14 protein-coding genes and 3 tRNA genes are annotated in these 14,415 nt (G+C 62.1%); 3 read left to right on the top strand and 14 right to left on the bottom strand.

The window, feature by feature from the left end; all coding sequences use genetic code 11:
• Window positions 1-239: 239 nt before the first annotated feature.
• From argR to acs, 7 genes are all read right to left on the bottom strand, one after another.
• Window positions 240-1,220 (bottom strand): transcriptional regulator ArgR, encoded by a 981-nt coding sequence (gene argR, locus B3397_RS21640; protein ID WP_296253905.1) that lies wholly within the window; start codon window positions 1,218-1,220, stop codon window positions 240-242.
• 156 nt (window positions 1,221-1,376) lie between these two features.
• Window positions 1,377-2,141 carry an ABC transporter ATP-binding protein gene (locus B3397_RS21635; protein WP_296253903.1) on the bottom strand — a complete coding sequence of 255 codons (765 nt, stop codon included), beginning with the start codon at window positions 2,139-2,141 and terminating at the stop codon, window positions 1,377-1,379.
• Between the two features lie 22 nt (window positions 2,142-2,163).
• Entirely contained in the window at window positions 2,164-3,276 is a 1,113-nt protein-coding gene (locus B3397_RS21630) for a succinylglutamate desuccinylase/aspartoacylase family protein (protein ID WP_296253901.1), read from the bottom strand.
• A 3-nt stretch (window positions 3,277-3,279) separates the two neighbouring features.
• Window positions 3,280-3,978: an ABC transporter permease gene (locus tag B3397_RS21625; RefSeq protein ID WP_296253899.1), complete on the bottom strand. Its 699-nt coding sequence runs from the start codon at window positions 3,976-3,978 to the stop codon at window positions 3,280-3,282.
• Window positions 3,975-4,664: an ABC transporter permease gene (locus B3397_RS21620; protein ID WP_296253897.1), complete on the bottom strand. Its 690-nt coding sequence runs from the start codon at window positions 4,662-4,664 to the stop codon at window positions 3,975-3,977. Before B3397_RS21620 ends, B3397_RS21625 begins: the two co-directional genes overlap by 4 nt.
• 85 nt (window positions 4,665-4,749) lie before the next feature.
• Complete coding sequence (locus B3397_RS21615; RefSeq protein ID WP_296253895.1) at window positions 4,750-5,526, bottom strand: ABC transporter substrate-binding protein; 777 nt, start codon at window positions 5,524-5,526, stop codon at window positions 4,750-4,752.
• Window positions 5,527-6,164: 638 nt separating this feature from the next.
• The gene (gene acs / locus B3397_RS21610; RefSeq protein WP_296253893.1) at window positions 6,165-8,126 is read right to left on the bottom strand and encodes an acetate--CoA ligase; all 1,962 of its coding nucleotides are present in this window, start codon (window positions 8,124-8,126) and stop codon (window positions 6,165-6,167) included.
• Window positions 8,127-8,490: 364 nt separating this feature from the next.
• On the opposite strand from acs, the gene B3397_RS21605 reads away from it, so the two are divergent.
• From B3397_RS21605 to B3397_RS21595, 3 genes are all read left to right on the top strand, one after another.
• Window positions 8,491-8,751, top strand: a complete 261-nt coding sequence (locus B3397_RS21605) for a DUF2790 domain-containing protein (protein ID WP_296253892.1) — start codon at window positions 8,491-8,493, stop codon at window positions 8,749-8,751.
• A 126-nt stretch (window positions 8,752-8,877) separates the two neighbouring features.
• On the top strand, window positions 8,878-9,012 hold the full coding sequence (locus tag B3397_RS21600; protein WP_296253890.1) for a hypothetical protein: 135 nt from the start codon (window positions 8,878-8,880) through the stop codon (window positions 9,010-9,012).
• A 181-nt stretch (window positions 9,013-9,193) separates the two neighbouring features.
• Window positions 9,194-10,396 carry an MFS transporter gene (locus B3397_RS21595; RefSeq protein ID WP_296253889.1) on the top strand — a complete coding sequence of 401 codons (1,203 nt, stop codon included), beginning with the start codon at window positions 9,194-9,196 and terminating at the stop codon, window positions 10,394-10,396.
• 12 nt (window positions 10,397-10,408) lie between these two features.
• Here the strand turns inward: B3397_RS21595 and arfB are convergent, their stop codons facing one another.
• The 7 genes from arfB to B3397_RS21560 form a co-directional block, all read right to left on the bottom strand.
• On the bottom strand, window positions 10,409-10,822 hold the full coding sequence (gene arfB / locus B3397_RS21590) for an alternative ribosome rescue aminoacyl-tRNA hydrolase ArfB (protein WP_296253888.1): 414 nt from the start codon (window positions 10,820-10,822) through the stop codon (window positions 10,409-10,411).
• Window positions 10,823-10,850: 28 nt separating this feature from the next.
• Window positions 10,851-12,233, bottom strand: coding sequence for an amino acid permease (locus B3397_RS21585; protein ID WP_296253886.1), 1,383 nt, complete (start codon window positions 12,231-12,233; stop codon window positions 10,851-10,853).
• A 154-nt stretch (window positions 12,234-12,387) separates the two neighbouring features.
• Entirely contained in the window at window positions 12,388-13,563 is a 1,176-nt protein-coding gene (gene rluB / locus B3397_RS21580; RefSeq protein ID WP_296253884.1) for a 23S rRNA pseudouridine(2605) synthase RluB, read from the bottom strand.
• 120 nt (window positions 13,564-13,683) lie between these two features.
• Window positions 13,684-13,872, bottom strand: a complete 189-nt coding sequence (locus B3397_RS21575) for a DUF1289 domain-containing protein (RefSeq protein ID WP_296253883.1) — start codon at window positions 13,870-13,872, stop codon at window positions 13,684-13,686.
• A gap of 131 nt (window positions 13,873-14,003) precedes the next feature.
• Window positions 14,004-14,080 (bottom strand) — tRNA-Asp (locus B3397_RS21570).
• Between the two features lie 94 nt (window positions 14,081-14,174).
• A tRNA-Asp gene (locus tag B3397_RS21565) sits at window positions 14,175-14,251 on the bottom strand.
• A gap of 51 nt (window positions 14,252-14,302) precedes the next feature.
• Window positions 14,303-14,378, bottom strand: a tRNA-Val gene (locus B3397_RS21560).
• Window positions 14,379-14,415 lie beyond the last annotated feature (37 nt).

The raw sequence follows: 14,415 nt of genomic DNA, 5'->3' as shown, positions 1-14,415 counted from the left end.
CATTCTACGGGGGTTGTCGGGAATGCGACATATAGGGATAGAAAGGCGCAGGGTGATGGGGGATTGTTGTAGCGGTTGGGTTTCGGTTCTGTGGTGGATGGTCCCCTCACCCCAGCCCTCTCCCTGAGGGAGAGGGAGCTAAAAGCAAATCACCTATATCCGTAACGCCATCGTACTGCTCCCTCTCCCTCAGGGAGAGGGCTGGGGTGAGGGGACCATCCACCACCGAACCCAAAACCCTACCCCCGCTCCGCAGGCACCGGCGACAGTTCGAACGGGCTGCTGCTGCGCCGCTGGTTACGATCTTCCCGCGGCGTAGCGCCGAAGAAATTGCGGTAGGCGCTGGAAAAATGCGGGCCCGAAGAAAAGCCGCATGACAAACCGATCTGGATAATCGACTTGCTGGTCTGCATCAGCATCTGCCGCGCCTTGTTCAGGCGCAGCTCCAGGTAGTACTGGCTGGGCACCCGGTTCAGGTACTGCTTGAAGATCCGCTCCAACTGGCGCCGCGACACGCACACGTGCTGGGCGATTTCATCGGTGGTCAGCGGCTCCTCGATGTTGGCCTCCATCAGCAACACCGCCTGGGTCAGCTTGGGGTGGCTGGACCCCAGGCGGTTCTGCAAGGGGATGCGCTGGCGCTCGCCACCCTCGCGAATACGCTCCACCACCAACTCCTCCGAGACGGCGCCCGCCAGCTCGGCGCCATGATCACGGGCCAGCACGGCCAACAGCAGGTCGAGCACCGACAGCCCGCCGCAAGCGGTCATGCGGTCGCGGTCCCAATCGAACAGGTGGCTGGTGGCGATGACCTTGGGAAAGCGCTCGGCGAAGTCATCCTGCCAGCGCCAGTGCACGGCGGCCCTGTAACCGTCCAGCAGCCCCAGCTGCGCCAATGGATAGACACCCGCCGACAGCCCACCGACCACACAACCGGAGCGGGCCACCTGCTTGATCGCCGAGGACAGCGCCGGGGTCATCGCACCTGGCGGCTCATCGGCCAGCAGGAACAGTTTCTGGCAGCCGTCCAGGCGCCCGCTCCATGGCTCGCCCGGCAACTGCCAGCCCCCTTCGGTGGGCGGTTCGGCCTGCAGGAATGCCAGCTCATACGTCACCTCCGGGTGCACCTTCTGGGCGACCCGCAATGCCTCTTCGGCCAGCGCCAGGGTCAGGGCTCGGGTGCTGGGCCAATAGAGGAAACCGATTCGTTGAACTGTCATGAAATGCGGACCGAAACCTTAGGTATCAAAAGCTGAATGCTGGATTGCACCCTTGCCAGTAAAGCATGCCGCGCCAATCCGGCACGCTTGGCAAGATCCGCCAAGCATGCCCGTTTACCGGGGATACGACAGCCCCGGAAATATTTCGATCCACATTCACTTGAGGCTGCCGGACAGGAACTGCTGCAAACGCTCGGACTGCGGGTTGACCAGCACCTCGCGCGGATTGCCGCACTCTTCCACGCGTCCCTTGTGCAGGAAGATCAACTGATTCGAGACTTCCCGGGCAAAGCCCATCTCGTGCGTCACCACGACCATGGTCCGCCCTTCCTGGGCCAGGCCCTGCATCACCTTGAGCACATCGCCCACCAGTTCCGGGTCCAGCGCCGAAGTCGGCTCGTCGAACAGCATCACCTCAGGCTCGACCGCCAGTGCCCGGGCAATCGCCACTCGCTGCTGCTCGCCGCCGGACATGTGCCCGGGGTAGGCATCCTTGCGATGGGCAACACCCACCTTGGCCAGGTAGTGCTCGGCCTTCTCCAGCGCCTCTTTCTTCGACATGCCCAGCACGTGCACGGGCGCTTCGATGATGTTTTCCAGGGCCGTCATGTGCGACCACAGATTGAAATGCTGGAACACCATCGACAGGCGCGAGCGCAGCCGCTGCAACTGCCTGGGGTCGGCGGCCTTGAGCGCACCGTCCTTGCCGGGCACCAGCTTGAGCTCTTCGTTGTTGAGCAGGATTCTTCCGGCATGCGGCTGCTCCAGCAGATTGATGCAACGCAGGAAAGTGCTTTTGCCGGAACCGCTGGAGCCAATGATGCTGATCACATCGCCGGCCTTGGCTTGCAGGGAAACACCCTTGAGCACCTCGTGGGTGCCATAGCGCTTGTGCAAGTCCTGGACTTCAAGTTTGTACATGTTCTCGGTTCTCGAGCAGCGTTCAGTCACTGAGCAGGCGCCCATGACGAAGAGGTTGGCGTCCGGCGATCTTGGCCAGCCAGAAACCCGGCTGGGCGTAGCGCAGGCGTTCAATGGCGAACAGCACGCCAGCGGTACCCGCACAGACGACGCTGGCACGGTCGCACAGCGGATCGATGACTTCGAACAGCGGTTCGCCAGCCTCGACCCAGACGCCCGCTGGACGCAGAAAAGTGATGACGCCGGGGTGCGGCGCGTAGAGCAATTCGGTGCCTTGCAAGGGCATGGCTTCGCAGGTGTCGTCAGCGGCGACAGGCCACTGGCCGTCGATCAATCCCTGTTCGGCCAGAAACGCCAGAATGCCTTCGGCATGGGCCTCGGCCTGCTCCTTGCCCGTGTCGGCCTGACCACCCAGCTCCAGGGTGGTGGCCAGGCACGCCAGCGGCAATTGCGCCTCGGGAAACAGCCGTTGCAAACGCAACCAGGGCAGCGAGCAGGCTTCGTCGAACGAGCTGCCGCCGGAGTCTTCGGCCAGCAGCGCCACGCGCATGTTCATGTGCGCAGCGAGGGAGCGCCACTGTGGCCACTGCTGTGGCAAGGCATACATGTGCAGTGCGGCGTCGGCATCACAGTGCAGATCCAGCACCACATCGGCGTCGCAGGCCTGGGCCAGCAGCACGCGCTGCAAGCCCTGCAATTGGCTGGCGGCCGGCGGCAGCCCGGCCAGGGCTTCGCGCATGGCCTGACGCACCAGCAGGACATTGGCCCGTGGATCATCGCCCAACCGCCCTTCAACGGACTGCGCAACGGGTTCGCTGAGCTCGAAGAAGTCGCGATTGAAATTCTTGCCGCTGCCGAACTCGAATCGGCCCTGATGGGCGCCCTGCAGCAGTTGGCCCAGGCCAAGCGGGTTGGCCACCGGCACCAACTCGATGACGCCCTTGAGCCTGCCTGCCGCTTCCAGCGCGCTCAGGCGCTTTTTCAACTCCCATGCCGTGCGCATGCCGGGCAGTTCGTCGGCGTGCAGGCTGGCCTGGATATAGGCTTTGCGCTCGCCATTGCCAAAGCGGAAAACGCTCAGCTGACGCTCGCTGCCCAGGCTGCTCCAAGGCAACGGATGATCGATTCGTTGCATGCTTCAGCCCTTGCGTGGTGCCAGGTAGGCCAGCCAGCGGCGTTCGGCCAGCTTGAACAGGCGCACCAGGATAAAGGTCAGGCACAGGTAGAAGACCCCGGCCGTGATATAGGCTTCGAACGGCAGATAATACTGAGCGTTCACCGAGCGCGCGGCGCCGGTGATGTCGATCAGGGTCACGATGGAGGCCAGACTGGTGGTCTGCAGCATCATGATCACCTCGTTGCTGTACTGCGGCAGTGCCCGGCGCAGGGCCGAGGGCAGCAGGATGCGGCGGTACATCTTGCCTTTGGACATGCCCATGGCGCGGGCCGCCTCGATCTCGCCAGGCGGCGTGGCCTTGAGGCTGCCGGCAATGATTTCGGCAGTGTAGGCGCTGGTATTGATGGCAAAGGCCAGGCACGCGCAAAAGGTCGCGCTGGACAACCACGGCCACAGGATGCTCTCGCGCACAGCCTCGAACTGCGCCAGCCCGTAGTAGATCAGGAACAACTGCACCAGCATCGGTGTGCCGCGGATGACATAGGTGTAGAGCCAGGCCACGCCGTTGACGAATACGTTCTTCGAGACGCGCATCAGACCCAGCGGCAGTGCCGCGATCAGGCCGAAAGCCAACGACAGGGCAAGCAGTTTCAGGGTTTCGAGCATGCCGCTGAAGTACAGCGGCAGGCTGTCCCACACCACGTTGTAATCGAAAATCATAGGTCAGCCGCCCTTACGCCTACCGAGTAGCGTTTCTCCACCGCCCGCAGGATCAGCAGCGACACGCTGGTGATCACCAGGTACATGGCCGCCACGGCGAGGAAGAACGTGAAAGGCTCGCGGGTGGCGTCGGCCGCCTGCTTGGCCTTGAACATCATGTCCTGCAGGCCCACCACCGAGATCAGCGCAGTGGCCTTGGTCAGCACCAGCCAGTTGTTGGTAAAGCCGGGTATCGCCAGGCGGATCATCTGCGGCACCAGGACCCGGAAGAACACCTGCAGGCTGCTCATGCCGTAGGCCATGCCCGCTTCGGCCTGCCCCTTGGGAATGGCCATGAAGGCACCGCGAAAGGTTTCCGACAGGTAGGCGCCGAAAATGAAGCCCAGGGTAAAGATGCCAGCGGCCAACGGGTTGAGATCGATGTAGTCGTCGTAGCCCACCAGCGGGGCAACGCGATTGAGAATGTCCTGGCCGCCATAGAAGATCAGCAGGATAAGCACCAGGTCGGGGATGCCGCGGATCACGGTGGAATACAGGTCGCCCAGCCACGCCAGCCAACGCACGGGCGACAGGCGCATGGCCACGCCCACCAACCCCAGGAACACGGCCAGGGCCATGGACGACAAGGCGAGCTCAAGGGTCAGCCAAGCGCCATCGAGGATGACAGCCCCGTAGCCTTTCAACATGAAAATATCCTCGCCCGGAGAATGAAAAAATGGTGCAAACCACAGCTACCTGCGGTTTGCACCATCGGTTGCGACGTCTGAGGGCTTATTTGCCGTAGATGTCGAAGTCGAAGTATTTGTCCTGGATCTTCTTGTATTCGCCGTTGGCGCGAATGGCGGCGATTGCCGCATTGATGCGATCCAGGTTGGCCTTGTCGCCCTTGCGCACGGCAATGCCGATGCCGTCACCGAAGTATTTCGGATCGGTCACGGTCGGGCCTGCGAAAGCGTAGCCTTTGCCCGCGTCGGTCTTGAGGAAACCGTCCTGCAACAGGGTGGCGTCAGCCAGGGTGCCGTCGAGGCGGCCGGCGGCCACATCCAGATAGATTTCGTTCTGCGAGCCGTACGGCATCACTTCGGCGCCCAGGGGCTTGAGCACTTCGGTGGCGTAGCGGTCGTGGATCGAGCCGCGCTGCACGCCGATCTTCTTGCCCTTGAGCTCGGCCATGCTGTCGCTGACCTGCACGCCCTCTTTCATCACCAGGCGCGCCGGGGTGGCGTAGTACTTGTTGGTGAAGTCCACGGACTTCTTGCGGTCTTCGGTAATGGACATCGACGACAGAATGGCGTCGATCTTGCGCACTTTCAGCGCCGGGATCAGACCGTCGAACTCCTGCTCGACCCAGGTGCACTTGACCTTCATCTCGGCGCACAGGGCATTACCGATGTCGTAGTCAAAGCCCACGATGCTGCCATCCGGCGCCTTCGAGGCGAACGGTGGGTAGGCGGCTTCGATGCCGATCTTCAGCGGTTTTTCATCGGCGAAGGCGGACATGGACAGCACGGACAACGCCAACGCGCCAAACAGTGCAAGTTTCTTCATCGGGTGAGCTCCAGCGAAAAAGGGCAGTAATAGGCAGACCGAGCAAATGCCCAATGTGCAAAGGTAAGGCGGAACAGGGGACGCCGAGCCAGGGCCGGCGAGTGAGGGCATTTTAGCGGCGTTGTGTCAGTCGATATTTCTTCAATGCGACAACTAGTTACAGAAGTATCGAGATTAAGCGGAGCGGATGTTGACAGGATTGAGCAGATATGGGTAGCGAACAACGCAGTCCATTGAGACAGCCATTGGCGCGCCCATTATTGGCAAAGGCAAGTGGGACGGCAAGTGCAGTGTTGCTGGAAAGGGTTTGCCAATGGGTGCAGTCCGAAGGACATGAACTAAATGGCATCTCGACCCGCCTCCTGGGCCCCATCGCGGGCAGAGCCCGCTCCCACAGGGATAGCGGTGCATCAACCCAATGTTGGCCCCCACAGGGATAGGGGTGAATCAACCCAATGTTGGCCCCCACAGGGATAGAGGTGCATCAACCCAATGTTGGGGCCCCCACAGGGATAGGGGTGAATCAACCCAATGTTGACACCCACAGGGATAGAGGTGAATCACCAGGATGTCCGCCCCGGTGAAGCCCCCCCTGTGGGAGCGGGTTCTACCCGCGATGGGATCGCCGCGGTACCGACCTATGCCGACGCCCGCTGCATCTCCTTGTGGGTATCGATCAGGTGCTGCACCACACCAGGATCGGCCAGCGTCGAAATATCCCCCAGCGCGTCGTATTCGGACGTGGCGATCTTGCGCAGGATGCGCCGCATGATCTTGCCGGAGCGGGTCTTGGGCAATCCTGGCGCCCACTGAATCACGTCCGGCGAGGCAATCGGACCGATCTCCTTGCGCACCCAGTTCTTCAGCTCGATGCGCAGCGCTTCGCTGGGCTCTTCACCGCCATTGAGCGTGACATAGACATAGATGCCCTGCCCCTTGAGATCGTGAGGCACGCCCACCACCGCGGCTTCGGCCACCTTGGGATGCGCGACCATGGCGCTTTCGATTTCGGCGGTACCCATGCGGTGGCCGGACACGTTGAGCACGTCGTCGACCCGGCCGGTGATCCAGTAGTAACCATCCTCGTCGCGGCGCGCGCCATCGCCGGTGAAGTACATGCCGCGAAAGGTCTTGAAGTAGGTATCGACGAAGCGGTCATGATCGCCGTACAGCGAGCGCGACTGGCCTGGCCAGGAATCGAGGATGACCAGATTGCCTTCGGCCGCCCCCTCGATCAGGTTGCCCAGGTTGTCCACCAGCGCCGGCACGACGCCGAAGAACGGCTTGGTCGCCGAGCCAGGCTTGAGGCCAATGGCGCCAGGCAAGGGGCTGATCAGGATGCCGCCGGTTTCGGTCTGCCACCAGGTGTCGACGATCGGGCAGTTCTGCTTGCCCACGGTGTTGTAGTACCAGCTCCAGGCTTCCGGGTTGATCGGCTCACCCACCGATCCCAGCAGGCGCAGGCTGGACCCGTCGGCGCCCTCCACGGCCTTGGTGCCCTCGGCCATCATCGAGCGAATGGCGGTGGGCGCGGTGTAGAGGATATTGACCTTGTGCTTGTCGATGATCTTGGACAGGCGGGTGATGTCGGGGTAGTTCGGCACGCCTTCGAACAGCAGCGTGGTAGCCCCATTGGCCAGCGGGCCGTAGACGATATAGCTGTGGCCGGTGACCCAACCCACGTCGGCGGTGCACCAGTAGATGTCGCCGGGCTTGTAGTCGAACACCCGTTCATGGGTCAACGCGGCATACAGCAGGTAACCGCCAGTGGTGTGCAGCACGCCTTTCGGCTTGCCGGTGGAGCCGGAGGTGTAGAGGATGAACAGCGCTTCCTCGGCACCCATCTCCTTGGGCGCGCAGGTGCTGGAGGCGACTTCCAGCAGGGCGTGGTACCAGATGTCGCGATGGCGGTTCCATTCGATGTCGCCACCGGTGCGCTTGCACACGATGACTTTCTGCACGCTGCTGGTTTCCGGGTTGGTCAGGGCGCGGTCGACGTTGGCCTTGAGCGCGGTCTTCTTGCCGCCGCGCAAGCCTTCGTCGGCCGTGATGACCACCTTGGATTGACAGTCGATGATGCGACCGGCCAGTGCCTCCGGCGAGAACCCGCCGAACACCACCGAGTGCACCGCGCCGATGCGCGTACAGGCCAGCATGGCCACCACCGCCTCGGGGATCATCGGCATGTACAGGGTCACCACGTCGCCGCGGTGCACGTCCTGGCCACGCAGAGCGTTGGCAAACTTGCAGACTTCTTCATGCAGTTGGCGATAGGTGATGTGACGGCTTTCGGAAGGGTCGTCGCCCTCCCAGATGATGGCGACCTGGTCGCCGCGCTCGGCCAGATGGCGATCCAGGCAGTTGTAGGAAACGTTCAGGGTGCCATCGGCGAACCACTTGATGTCGACATGGTGATCGTCGAACGAGGTTTGCTTGACCTTGGTGAAGGGCTTGATCCAATCGAGGCGCTGAGCCTGCTCGCGCCAGAAACCGTCCGGGTTGACGACTGACTGCTGGTACATGGCCTTGTAGTTCGCTTCATCGGTCAGGGTGGTCGCTGCCACTTCAGGACGAACGGGATACAGGGAAGCCGCACTCATCTTTCTCACCTCGGTTCGATAGTTGTTGTTGTATGACCGTGTTGTAAGGGTATCTGCGCCACGGAACCATTCGACGATGGTAGTAACGGCCTGCCCCGGCGCGATAGCAACGCTGGGCGACCGGTCGAAACTGCCGGATACGGATTGTTACTACTTCCGATAAAACAGTTTATCCAAACCCGCTCTGTTTGCTCGCCGACCCCAGGCCTAGAATCCACCTCGCCAGCAACGGCAACAGGTTCGACACTGGCAACACGCCCCCACGAAGGCACGTTGAACCCAACTTCCCAACTCTCAAGCTTCACACGTGGCCTCACAAGGGTCGCGTGCCCCTTCACGACTGTAAGAAAACAGGTAAACCTGAATGAAATCCCTGATCGTACTTGCGCTGATTGGCATGAGCAGCATCGCCGTGGCCGAGGAAGCGACAACTGAAACTGCCCAGAACATTGCTGTAGAACAGTATGACTACGCTCAGCACCTTGATATTGCCCGAGTGATCTCCCAGAGCGATGTGCCCAACGTCTGCGCCGTGGTCCCGGCGCGCATGACCTACGAAGATTCCCAGGGCACGCGGCATATCCTGGAGTACCGGATCATGGGCAATGGGTGCTCGAACGGCTAGGGATTGCCTGGCGACCCGGGTCGATTATCCCCAAACTGTCATGCAACCTGGGGTATCCTGCCCGCGCCCTGACACAATCAGGGCGCTGTCCACTCAACCCAACAGCACTTGCGAGGAGCGCAGAAGATGCACGAAATCCCAAACCTCCCCTTCCCAAGCCTGCACCAACCGCAGCAGCCTGCACCCACCCAATCGGCCAGCCACAAGCCTGATGGCCACGATGAAAGCAAGGACAAGCCCAGCGATCAGCGCGAAGGCTGATACGCCTCTGTCAGGCGGCGTGGGAAGCGCAGCGGCCAACGGCCCGATTCCCACACCGCTCCAGGCGCCAGGACTGCGTCCCAAGCGAACATAAAATCCGCGTTATCCGCCCACTTTGCCGGCGCACGCCTTTATCATAAGCACCACGCCCTCTCCCCCCGCTTTTCGTCCGGATATACCCATGCCTCAATCAGAGCGCCCGCTGGCGGTCACGCTGCAAGTCGTTTCCATTGTCCTGTTCACCTTCATCGGCTATCTGAGCATCGGCATCCCCCTGGCGGTACTGCCGGGTTACGTCCACAGCGACCTGGGCTTCGGTGCGGTGGTCGCGGGCCTGGTGATCAGCGTGCAATACCTTGCCACCCTGCTCAGCCGGCCACAGGCCAGCAAGATCATCGACAACCTGGGCAGCAAGAAAGCGGTGATCTACGGGCTGTTCGGCTGCGGCGGCAGCGGTGTGCTGATGCTACTGTCGGGGTGGCTGCAGAGCTGGCCGATGCTCAGCCTGGGTACATTGCTGGTGGGGCGCATACTGCTCGGCGCCGCGGAAAGCCTGGTGGGCTCCGGCTCCATCGGCTGGGGCATTGGCCGGGTAGGCGCGGCGAATACCGCCAAGGTGATTTCCTGGAACGGCATTGCCAGCTACGGGGCGCTGGCGATCGGCGCCCCGCTGGGCGTCGTCATGGTCAAGTACCTGGGACTGTGGAGCATGGGCGTCAGCATCATCCTGCTCGCCGGCCTGGGTATCGCCCTGGCCTGGAACAAGACCGCTGCCGCCATCGTCGCAGGCGTCCGCCTGCCCTTCCTGCATGTGCTGGGCCGGGTGTTGCCCCACGGTACCGGTCTGGCCCTGGGCGGCATCGGCTTCGGCACCATCGCCACCTTCATCACCCTGTACTACGCCAGCAACCATTGGGACAACGCCGCGCTGTGCTTGAGCCTGTTCGGTGCCAGCTTCATCTGCGCACGCTTGCTGTTCGGCAACCTGATCAACCGGCTTGGCGGCTTTCGCGTCGCCATCGCCTGCCTCAGCGTGGAAGCCCTGGGGCTGCTGCTGCTATGGCTGGCGCCTAATCAGGAGCTGGCGCTGGCAGGCGCAGCATTGACCGGCTTCGGCTTTTCCCTGGTGTTCCCCGCCCTGGGCGTGGAAGCCGTGAACCTAGTGCCCGCCTCCAGCCGCGGCGCAGCGGTGGGTGCCTACTCCCTGTTCATCGATATGTCGCTGGGCATCACCGGACCGGTGGCGGGGGCGATCGCGTCGGGCTACGGCTTCAGCTCGATCTTCCTGTTTGCCGCGGTGGCCGCGCTGTCCGGGCTGGGGCTGACGGTCTATCTGTACAAGCAGGCCGCGCAACTGCCGCCACCCGAGGACAAGCTGGTCTGAAGGCGCAATGACCTAGAAATCCACTCGTCCGCGGTTGGCCTTGATCGCCCCGCGCTTGGTCTTGCCTTCCAGGCGCCGTGTCTTGGAGCCCAGGGTGGGCTTGGTGGGGCGGCGCTTCTTCTCGACCTTGGTCGCCGCCAGGATCAACTCCCGCAGCCGTTCCAGGGCATCGGCGCGGTTCTGCTCCTGCGTCCGGTATTGCTGGGCCTTGATCACGATCACCCCGTCACCGGTGATGCGGCTGTCGCGCAAGGCCAGCAGCCGCTCCTTGTAGAACGGCGGCAGGGACGATGCATTGATATCGAAACGCAGGTGCATCGCGCTGGAAACCTTGTTGACGTTCTGTCCACCCGCACCCTGGGCACGGATGGCGCTCAGCTCGATCTCGGCGTCGGGCACCTGAACGGCATTGGAAATTTCCAGCATCTCTAAGACCTCGGAGTGAATCAGCCTGTCAACGATTGCCCAGGGTGTTGCGTTGCTTGGCGCGGTAGCACAACCACATGACGATCACCCAGATCGGGATCGCGTAGACCGAGCGATTGATCCCCGGAATCAGCAACATGATACCCAGGATGAACACCACGAACGCCAGGCACAGGTAGTTGCCGTAGGGGTACCACAGCGCCTTGAACAGCGGCTGCTGGCCCTTGCTGCGCAAGTGCTGGCGAAACGTGAGGTGCGAGTAGCTGATCATCGCCCAGTTGATCACCAAGGTGGCGACTACCAGAGACATCAGCATTTCGAGGGCGTTCTGCGGCACGAAGTAGTTCAGCGCTACGGCCACCAGCGTGATCGCCGCCGACACCAGCAAGGCGCGCACGGGCACACCACGGCTGTCGACCTTGGCCAGTGCGCGAGGCGCATCGCCCTGTTCAGCCATGCCCAGCAACATGCGACTGTTGCAATAGGTACCGCTGTTGTAGACCGACAGTGCGGCCGTCAGCACCACGAAATTCAGTACATGAGCGGCCGTATCGCTGCCCAGCATGGCGAACACCTGCACGAACGGGCTGCCGCTGTAGGCATCGCCCGAGGCGTTGAGGGTACCCAACAGGGCGTCCCAGGGCGTCAACGACAACAGCACCACCAGAGCGCCGATGTAGAAGATCAGAATGCGATAGATCACCTGGTTGATCGCCTTGGGAATCACCGTGCGGGGGCTGTCGGCTTCGGCCGCAGTGAAGCCGAGCATTTCCAGGCCGCCGAAGGAGAACATGATGATTGCCAGGGCCATCACCAGCCCACTTACGCCGTTCGGAAAGAAACCGCCGTGGCTCCAGAGGTTGCTGACCGACCCCTGCGGGCCGCCATGGCCGCTGACCAGCAGATAGCTGCCCAGCGCGATCATGCCAACGATCGCGGCCACCTTGATGATGGCGAACCAGAACTCGGCCTCGCCGAAGACTTTGACGTTGGCCAGGTTGATGGCATTGATCATCACGAAGAACACCGCCGCCGATACCCAGGTGGGTATTTCCGGCCACCAGTAGTGCACGTATTTGCCCACGGCGGTCAACTCGGACATGCCTACCAGGATATACAGCACCCAGCAGTTCCAGCCGGACAGAAAGCCGGCGAAGCCGCCCCAGTAGTTATGGGCAAAATGGCTGAAGGAGCCGGCCACCGGCTCTTCGACGATCATCTCGCCGAGCTGGCGCATAATCAGAAAAGCAATGAAGCCGCAAATGGCGTAGCCCAGGATCATCGAGGGGCCGGCGGATTTCAGCACGCCGGCCGAGCCCAGGAACAACCCGGTACCGATGGCGCCGCCCAGGGCGATCAGTTGGATATGGCGGTTTTTCAGGCCGCGCTTGAGCTGGGTGTGTTCGGTCATCGGAGGGTGTCACTTGTTCGGTGAGTCGGGGGGGTTGATGGGGTGTCTGTGAAGGCCCCCATCGCGGGTAGCACCGGCTTGCACATAAGCCCGCACGGATACCCCAAAAGGAAACGCCAGCTCGATGGCTGGCGCTCCTTCACATCAGGGCTGCTTATTCGGGCTTGGGCTTGCGACGGCCGAAGCCAGGGCGCTGACCCGTGCCGGCCGCCGGACCACGACGATTGCCCGAAGGCGCGTCGTCGACCAGCTTGATACCCGGACGCTTGGCCGCAGGCTTGGCACCTGGCTTCCCAGCCGGCTTGGCAGGACGCTTGTTCATGTCCGCCGGACGCTCGGCCACGGCACTGCCACGACCGCCTTCCTTGCGCGGAGCCGAATCGCCACGCGGCTTGCGGGCCGGACGCTCCTCGCTGGCAGGGGCGCCATCGTGAGCAGGACGCAAGGTGCGCACGCGCTCGCCACGACCCATCGGCCGCGACGATTTGCGCTGCATGCGCTCCAGTTTGTCCTTGGTCTTGGTGGTCATGCTGGGCATGGCCACGGCAGCCAGGCCGACTTCAGCGCTCAGGGTGTCGACTTCGCCCTGGGTCAGCTCGCGCCAACGGCCCATGGGCAGGTCGGAGTTGAGAAACACCGGACCGAAGCGCACACGCTTCAGGCGGCTGACCACCAAGCCCTGGGATTCCCACAGACGGCGCACTTCACGGTTGCGGCCTTCCATCACCACGCAGTGGTACCAATGGTTGAAGCCTTCGCCGCCCGGTGCTTCCTGGATGTCGGTAAAACGCGCCGGACCGTCTTCCAGAATCACGCCATTCTTCAAGCGCAGCAGCATGTCGTCGTCGACTTCACCGCGTACACGCACGGCGTACTCACGGTCCATTTCGAACGAGGGGTGCATGAGGCGGTTGGCCAGCTCACCGTCGGTGGTGAACATCAGCAGGCCCGTGGTGTTGATGTCCAGGCGGCCGACGTTGATCCAGCGGCCTTCGCGTGGGCGCGGCAGGCGATCGAATACGGTCGGGCGACCTTCCGGGTCGTCACGGGTGCAGATTTCGCCGTCGGGCTTGTTGTAGATGATGACGCGGCGCACGGTTTCCGAGGCTTCTTCGCGCTTGATCACCTTGCCGTCGACGGTAATGGCATCGTGCAGGTCGACGCGCTGGCCGAGGGTCGCGACCTTGGCGTTGACCTTGATACGGCCTTCGCTGATCCACGCCTCGACGTCACGGCGTGAACCTACGCCGATACGGGCCAATACTTTCTGCAGTTTTTCGCCGGCGGGGCCGATTTCCTGGCTGCCGTCTTGCTGATCGAGATCTTTCATCGTAAGCACCTCCCGGTGGGTCGAATTGAATGCTGCTCGTGGCGCAGGCGCGCCAGAGGGTCGCGAATCATACGCTCATCCACAGCGTTGCGCACCCAAGCCTAGCCGATATTTGCGCGCTTATTTCTTTTTCCGCTTACCGGCGCCTTTCAGCGCCCGCAGGCGCTGCTCGGCCTCGGCGTTGACGTCGCGCCGCTCATCCTTGTCCATCTTCTTCCAGGCCTTGCACTCGCGCTTGGTGCGACCGCAGGCGATGCACGTATCGTCGGTAAACTTGCAGACGCTGATACAGGGGTTCTTGGTGCTCATCGAGGGCAGTACCTGGAAGGTGGGGTGCAACCTTGGACAACGGACACATCAAATCGCGCCCACAAAAAAAGCGACCCGAAGGTCGCTCTCTTTGTTTGCTTCAAGGAGTTCAAGGGCCTCGAAGCTCTATATGGCGCAGCGGACGGGACTCGAACCCGCGACCCCCGGCGTGACAGGCCGGTATTCTAACCGACTGAACTACCGCTGCGTATCGCTCGGACTTGCGTCCGTTTGAAACAGGTTGCTCAAGAACTTTCGAGTTTCTTGAACGCTGACCCGGCGGACCGAATCAGTACATAAAATGGCGCAGCGGACGGGACTCGAACCCGCGACCCCCGGCGTGACAGGCCGGTATTCTAACCAACTGAACTACCGCTGCTTAGGTCGTCGTAGCATCTTCTCTTATTACAGAGACACTCGCTAAAAAGAGTGGTGGGTGATGATGGATTCGAACCGCCGACATTCTGCGCGTAAGGCAGACGCTCTACCAACTGAGCTAATCACCCTGAGCAGCGTTAAAAAATTGCACTGCAATTTTAACTT

Source organism: Pseudomonas sp. UBA4194, from assembly GCF_002379585.1.
Classification (GTDB): domain Bacteria; phylum Pseudomonadota; class Gammaproteobacteria; order Pseudomonadales; family Pseudomonadaceae; genus Aquipseudomonas.
This window is presented reverse-complemented; position numbering and strand designations above follow the sequence as displayed.

What these genes read in the sequence shown, in the direction of transcription:
- B3397_RS21615 (WP_296253895.1), bottom strand. Translation starts at nt 5,526, where the DNA reads ATGAAGAAACTTGCACTGTTTGGCGCGTTGGCGTTGTCCGTGCTGTCC.
- B3397_RS21605 (WP_296253892.1), top strand. Translation starts at nt 8,491, where the DNA reads ATGAAATCCCTGATCGTACTTGCGCTGATTGGCATGAGCAGCATCGCC.
- B3397_RS21635 (WP_296253903.1), bottom strand. Translation starts at nt 2,141, where the DNA reads ATGTACAAACTTGAAGTCCAGGACTTGCACAAGCGCTATGGCACCCAC.
- argR (WP_296253905.1), bottom strand. Translation starts at nt 1,220, where the DNA reads ATGACAGTTCAACGAATCGGTTTCCTCTATTGGCCCAGCACCCGAGCC.
- acs (WP_296253893.1), bottom strand. Translation starts at nt 8,126, where the DNA reads ATGAGTGCGGCTTCCCTGTATCCCGTTCGTCCTGAAGTGGCAGCGACC.
- B3397_RS21595 (WP_296253889.1), top strand. Translation starts at nt 9,194, where the DNA reads ATGCCTCAATCAGAGCGCCCGCTGGCGGTCACGCTGCAAGTCGTTTCC.
- B3397_RS21600 (WP_296253890.1), top strand. Translation starts at nt 8,878, where the DNA reads ATGCACGAAATCCCAAACCTCCCCTTCCCAAGCCTGCACCAACCGCAG.
- B3397_RS21630 (WP_296253901.1), bottom strand. Translation starts at nt 3,276, where the DNA reads ATGCAACGAATCGATCATCCGTTGCCTTGGAGCAGCCTGGGCAGCGAG.
- rluB (WP_296253884.1), bottom strand. Translation starts at nt 13,563, where the DNA reads ATGAAAGATCTCGATCAGCAAGACGGCAGCCAGGAAATCGGCCCCGCC.
- arfB (WP_296253888.1), bottom strand. Translation starts at nt 10,822, where the DNA reads ATGCTGGAAATTTCCAATGCCGTTCAGGTGCCCGACGCCGAGATCGAG.
- B3397_RS21585 (WP_296253886.1), bottom strand. Translation starts at nt 12,233, where the DNA reads ATGACCGAACACACCCAGCTCAAGCGCGGCCTGAAAAACCGCCATATC.
- B3397_RS21620 (WP_296253897.1), bottom strand. Translation starts at nt 4,664, where the DNA reads ATGTTGAAAGGCTACGGGGCTGTCATCCTCGATGGCGCTTGGCTGACC.
- B3397_RS21575 (WP_296253883.1), bottom strand. Translation starts at nt 13,872, where the DNA reads ATGAGCACCAAGAACCCCTGTATCAGCGTCTGCAAGTTTACCGACGAT.
- B3397_RS21625 (WP_296253899.1), bottom strand. Translation starts at nt 3,978, where the DNA reads ATGATTTTCGATTACAACGTGGTGTGGGACAGCCTGCCGCTGTACTTC.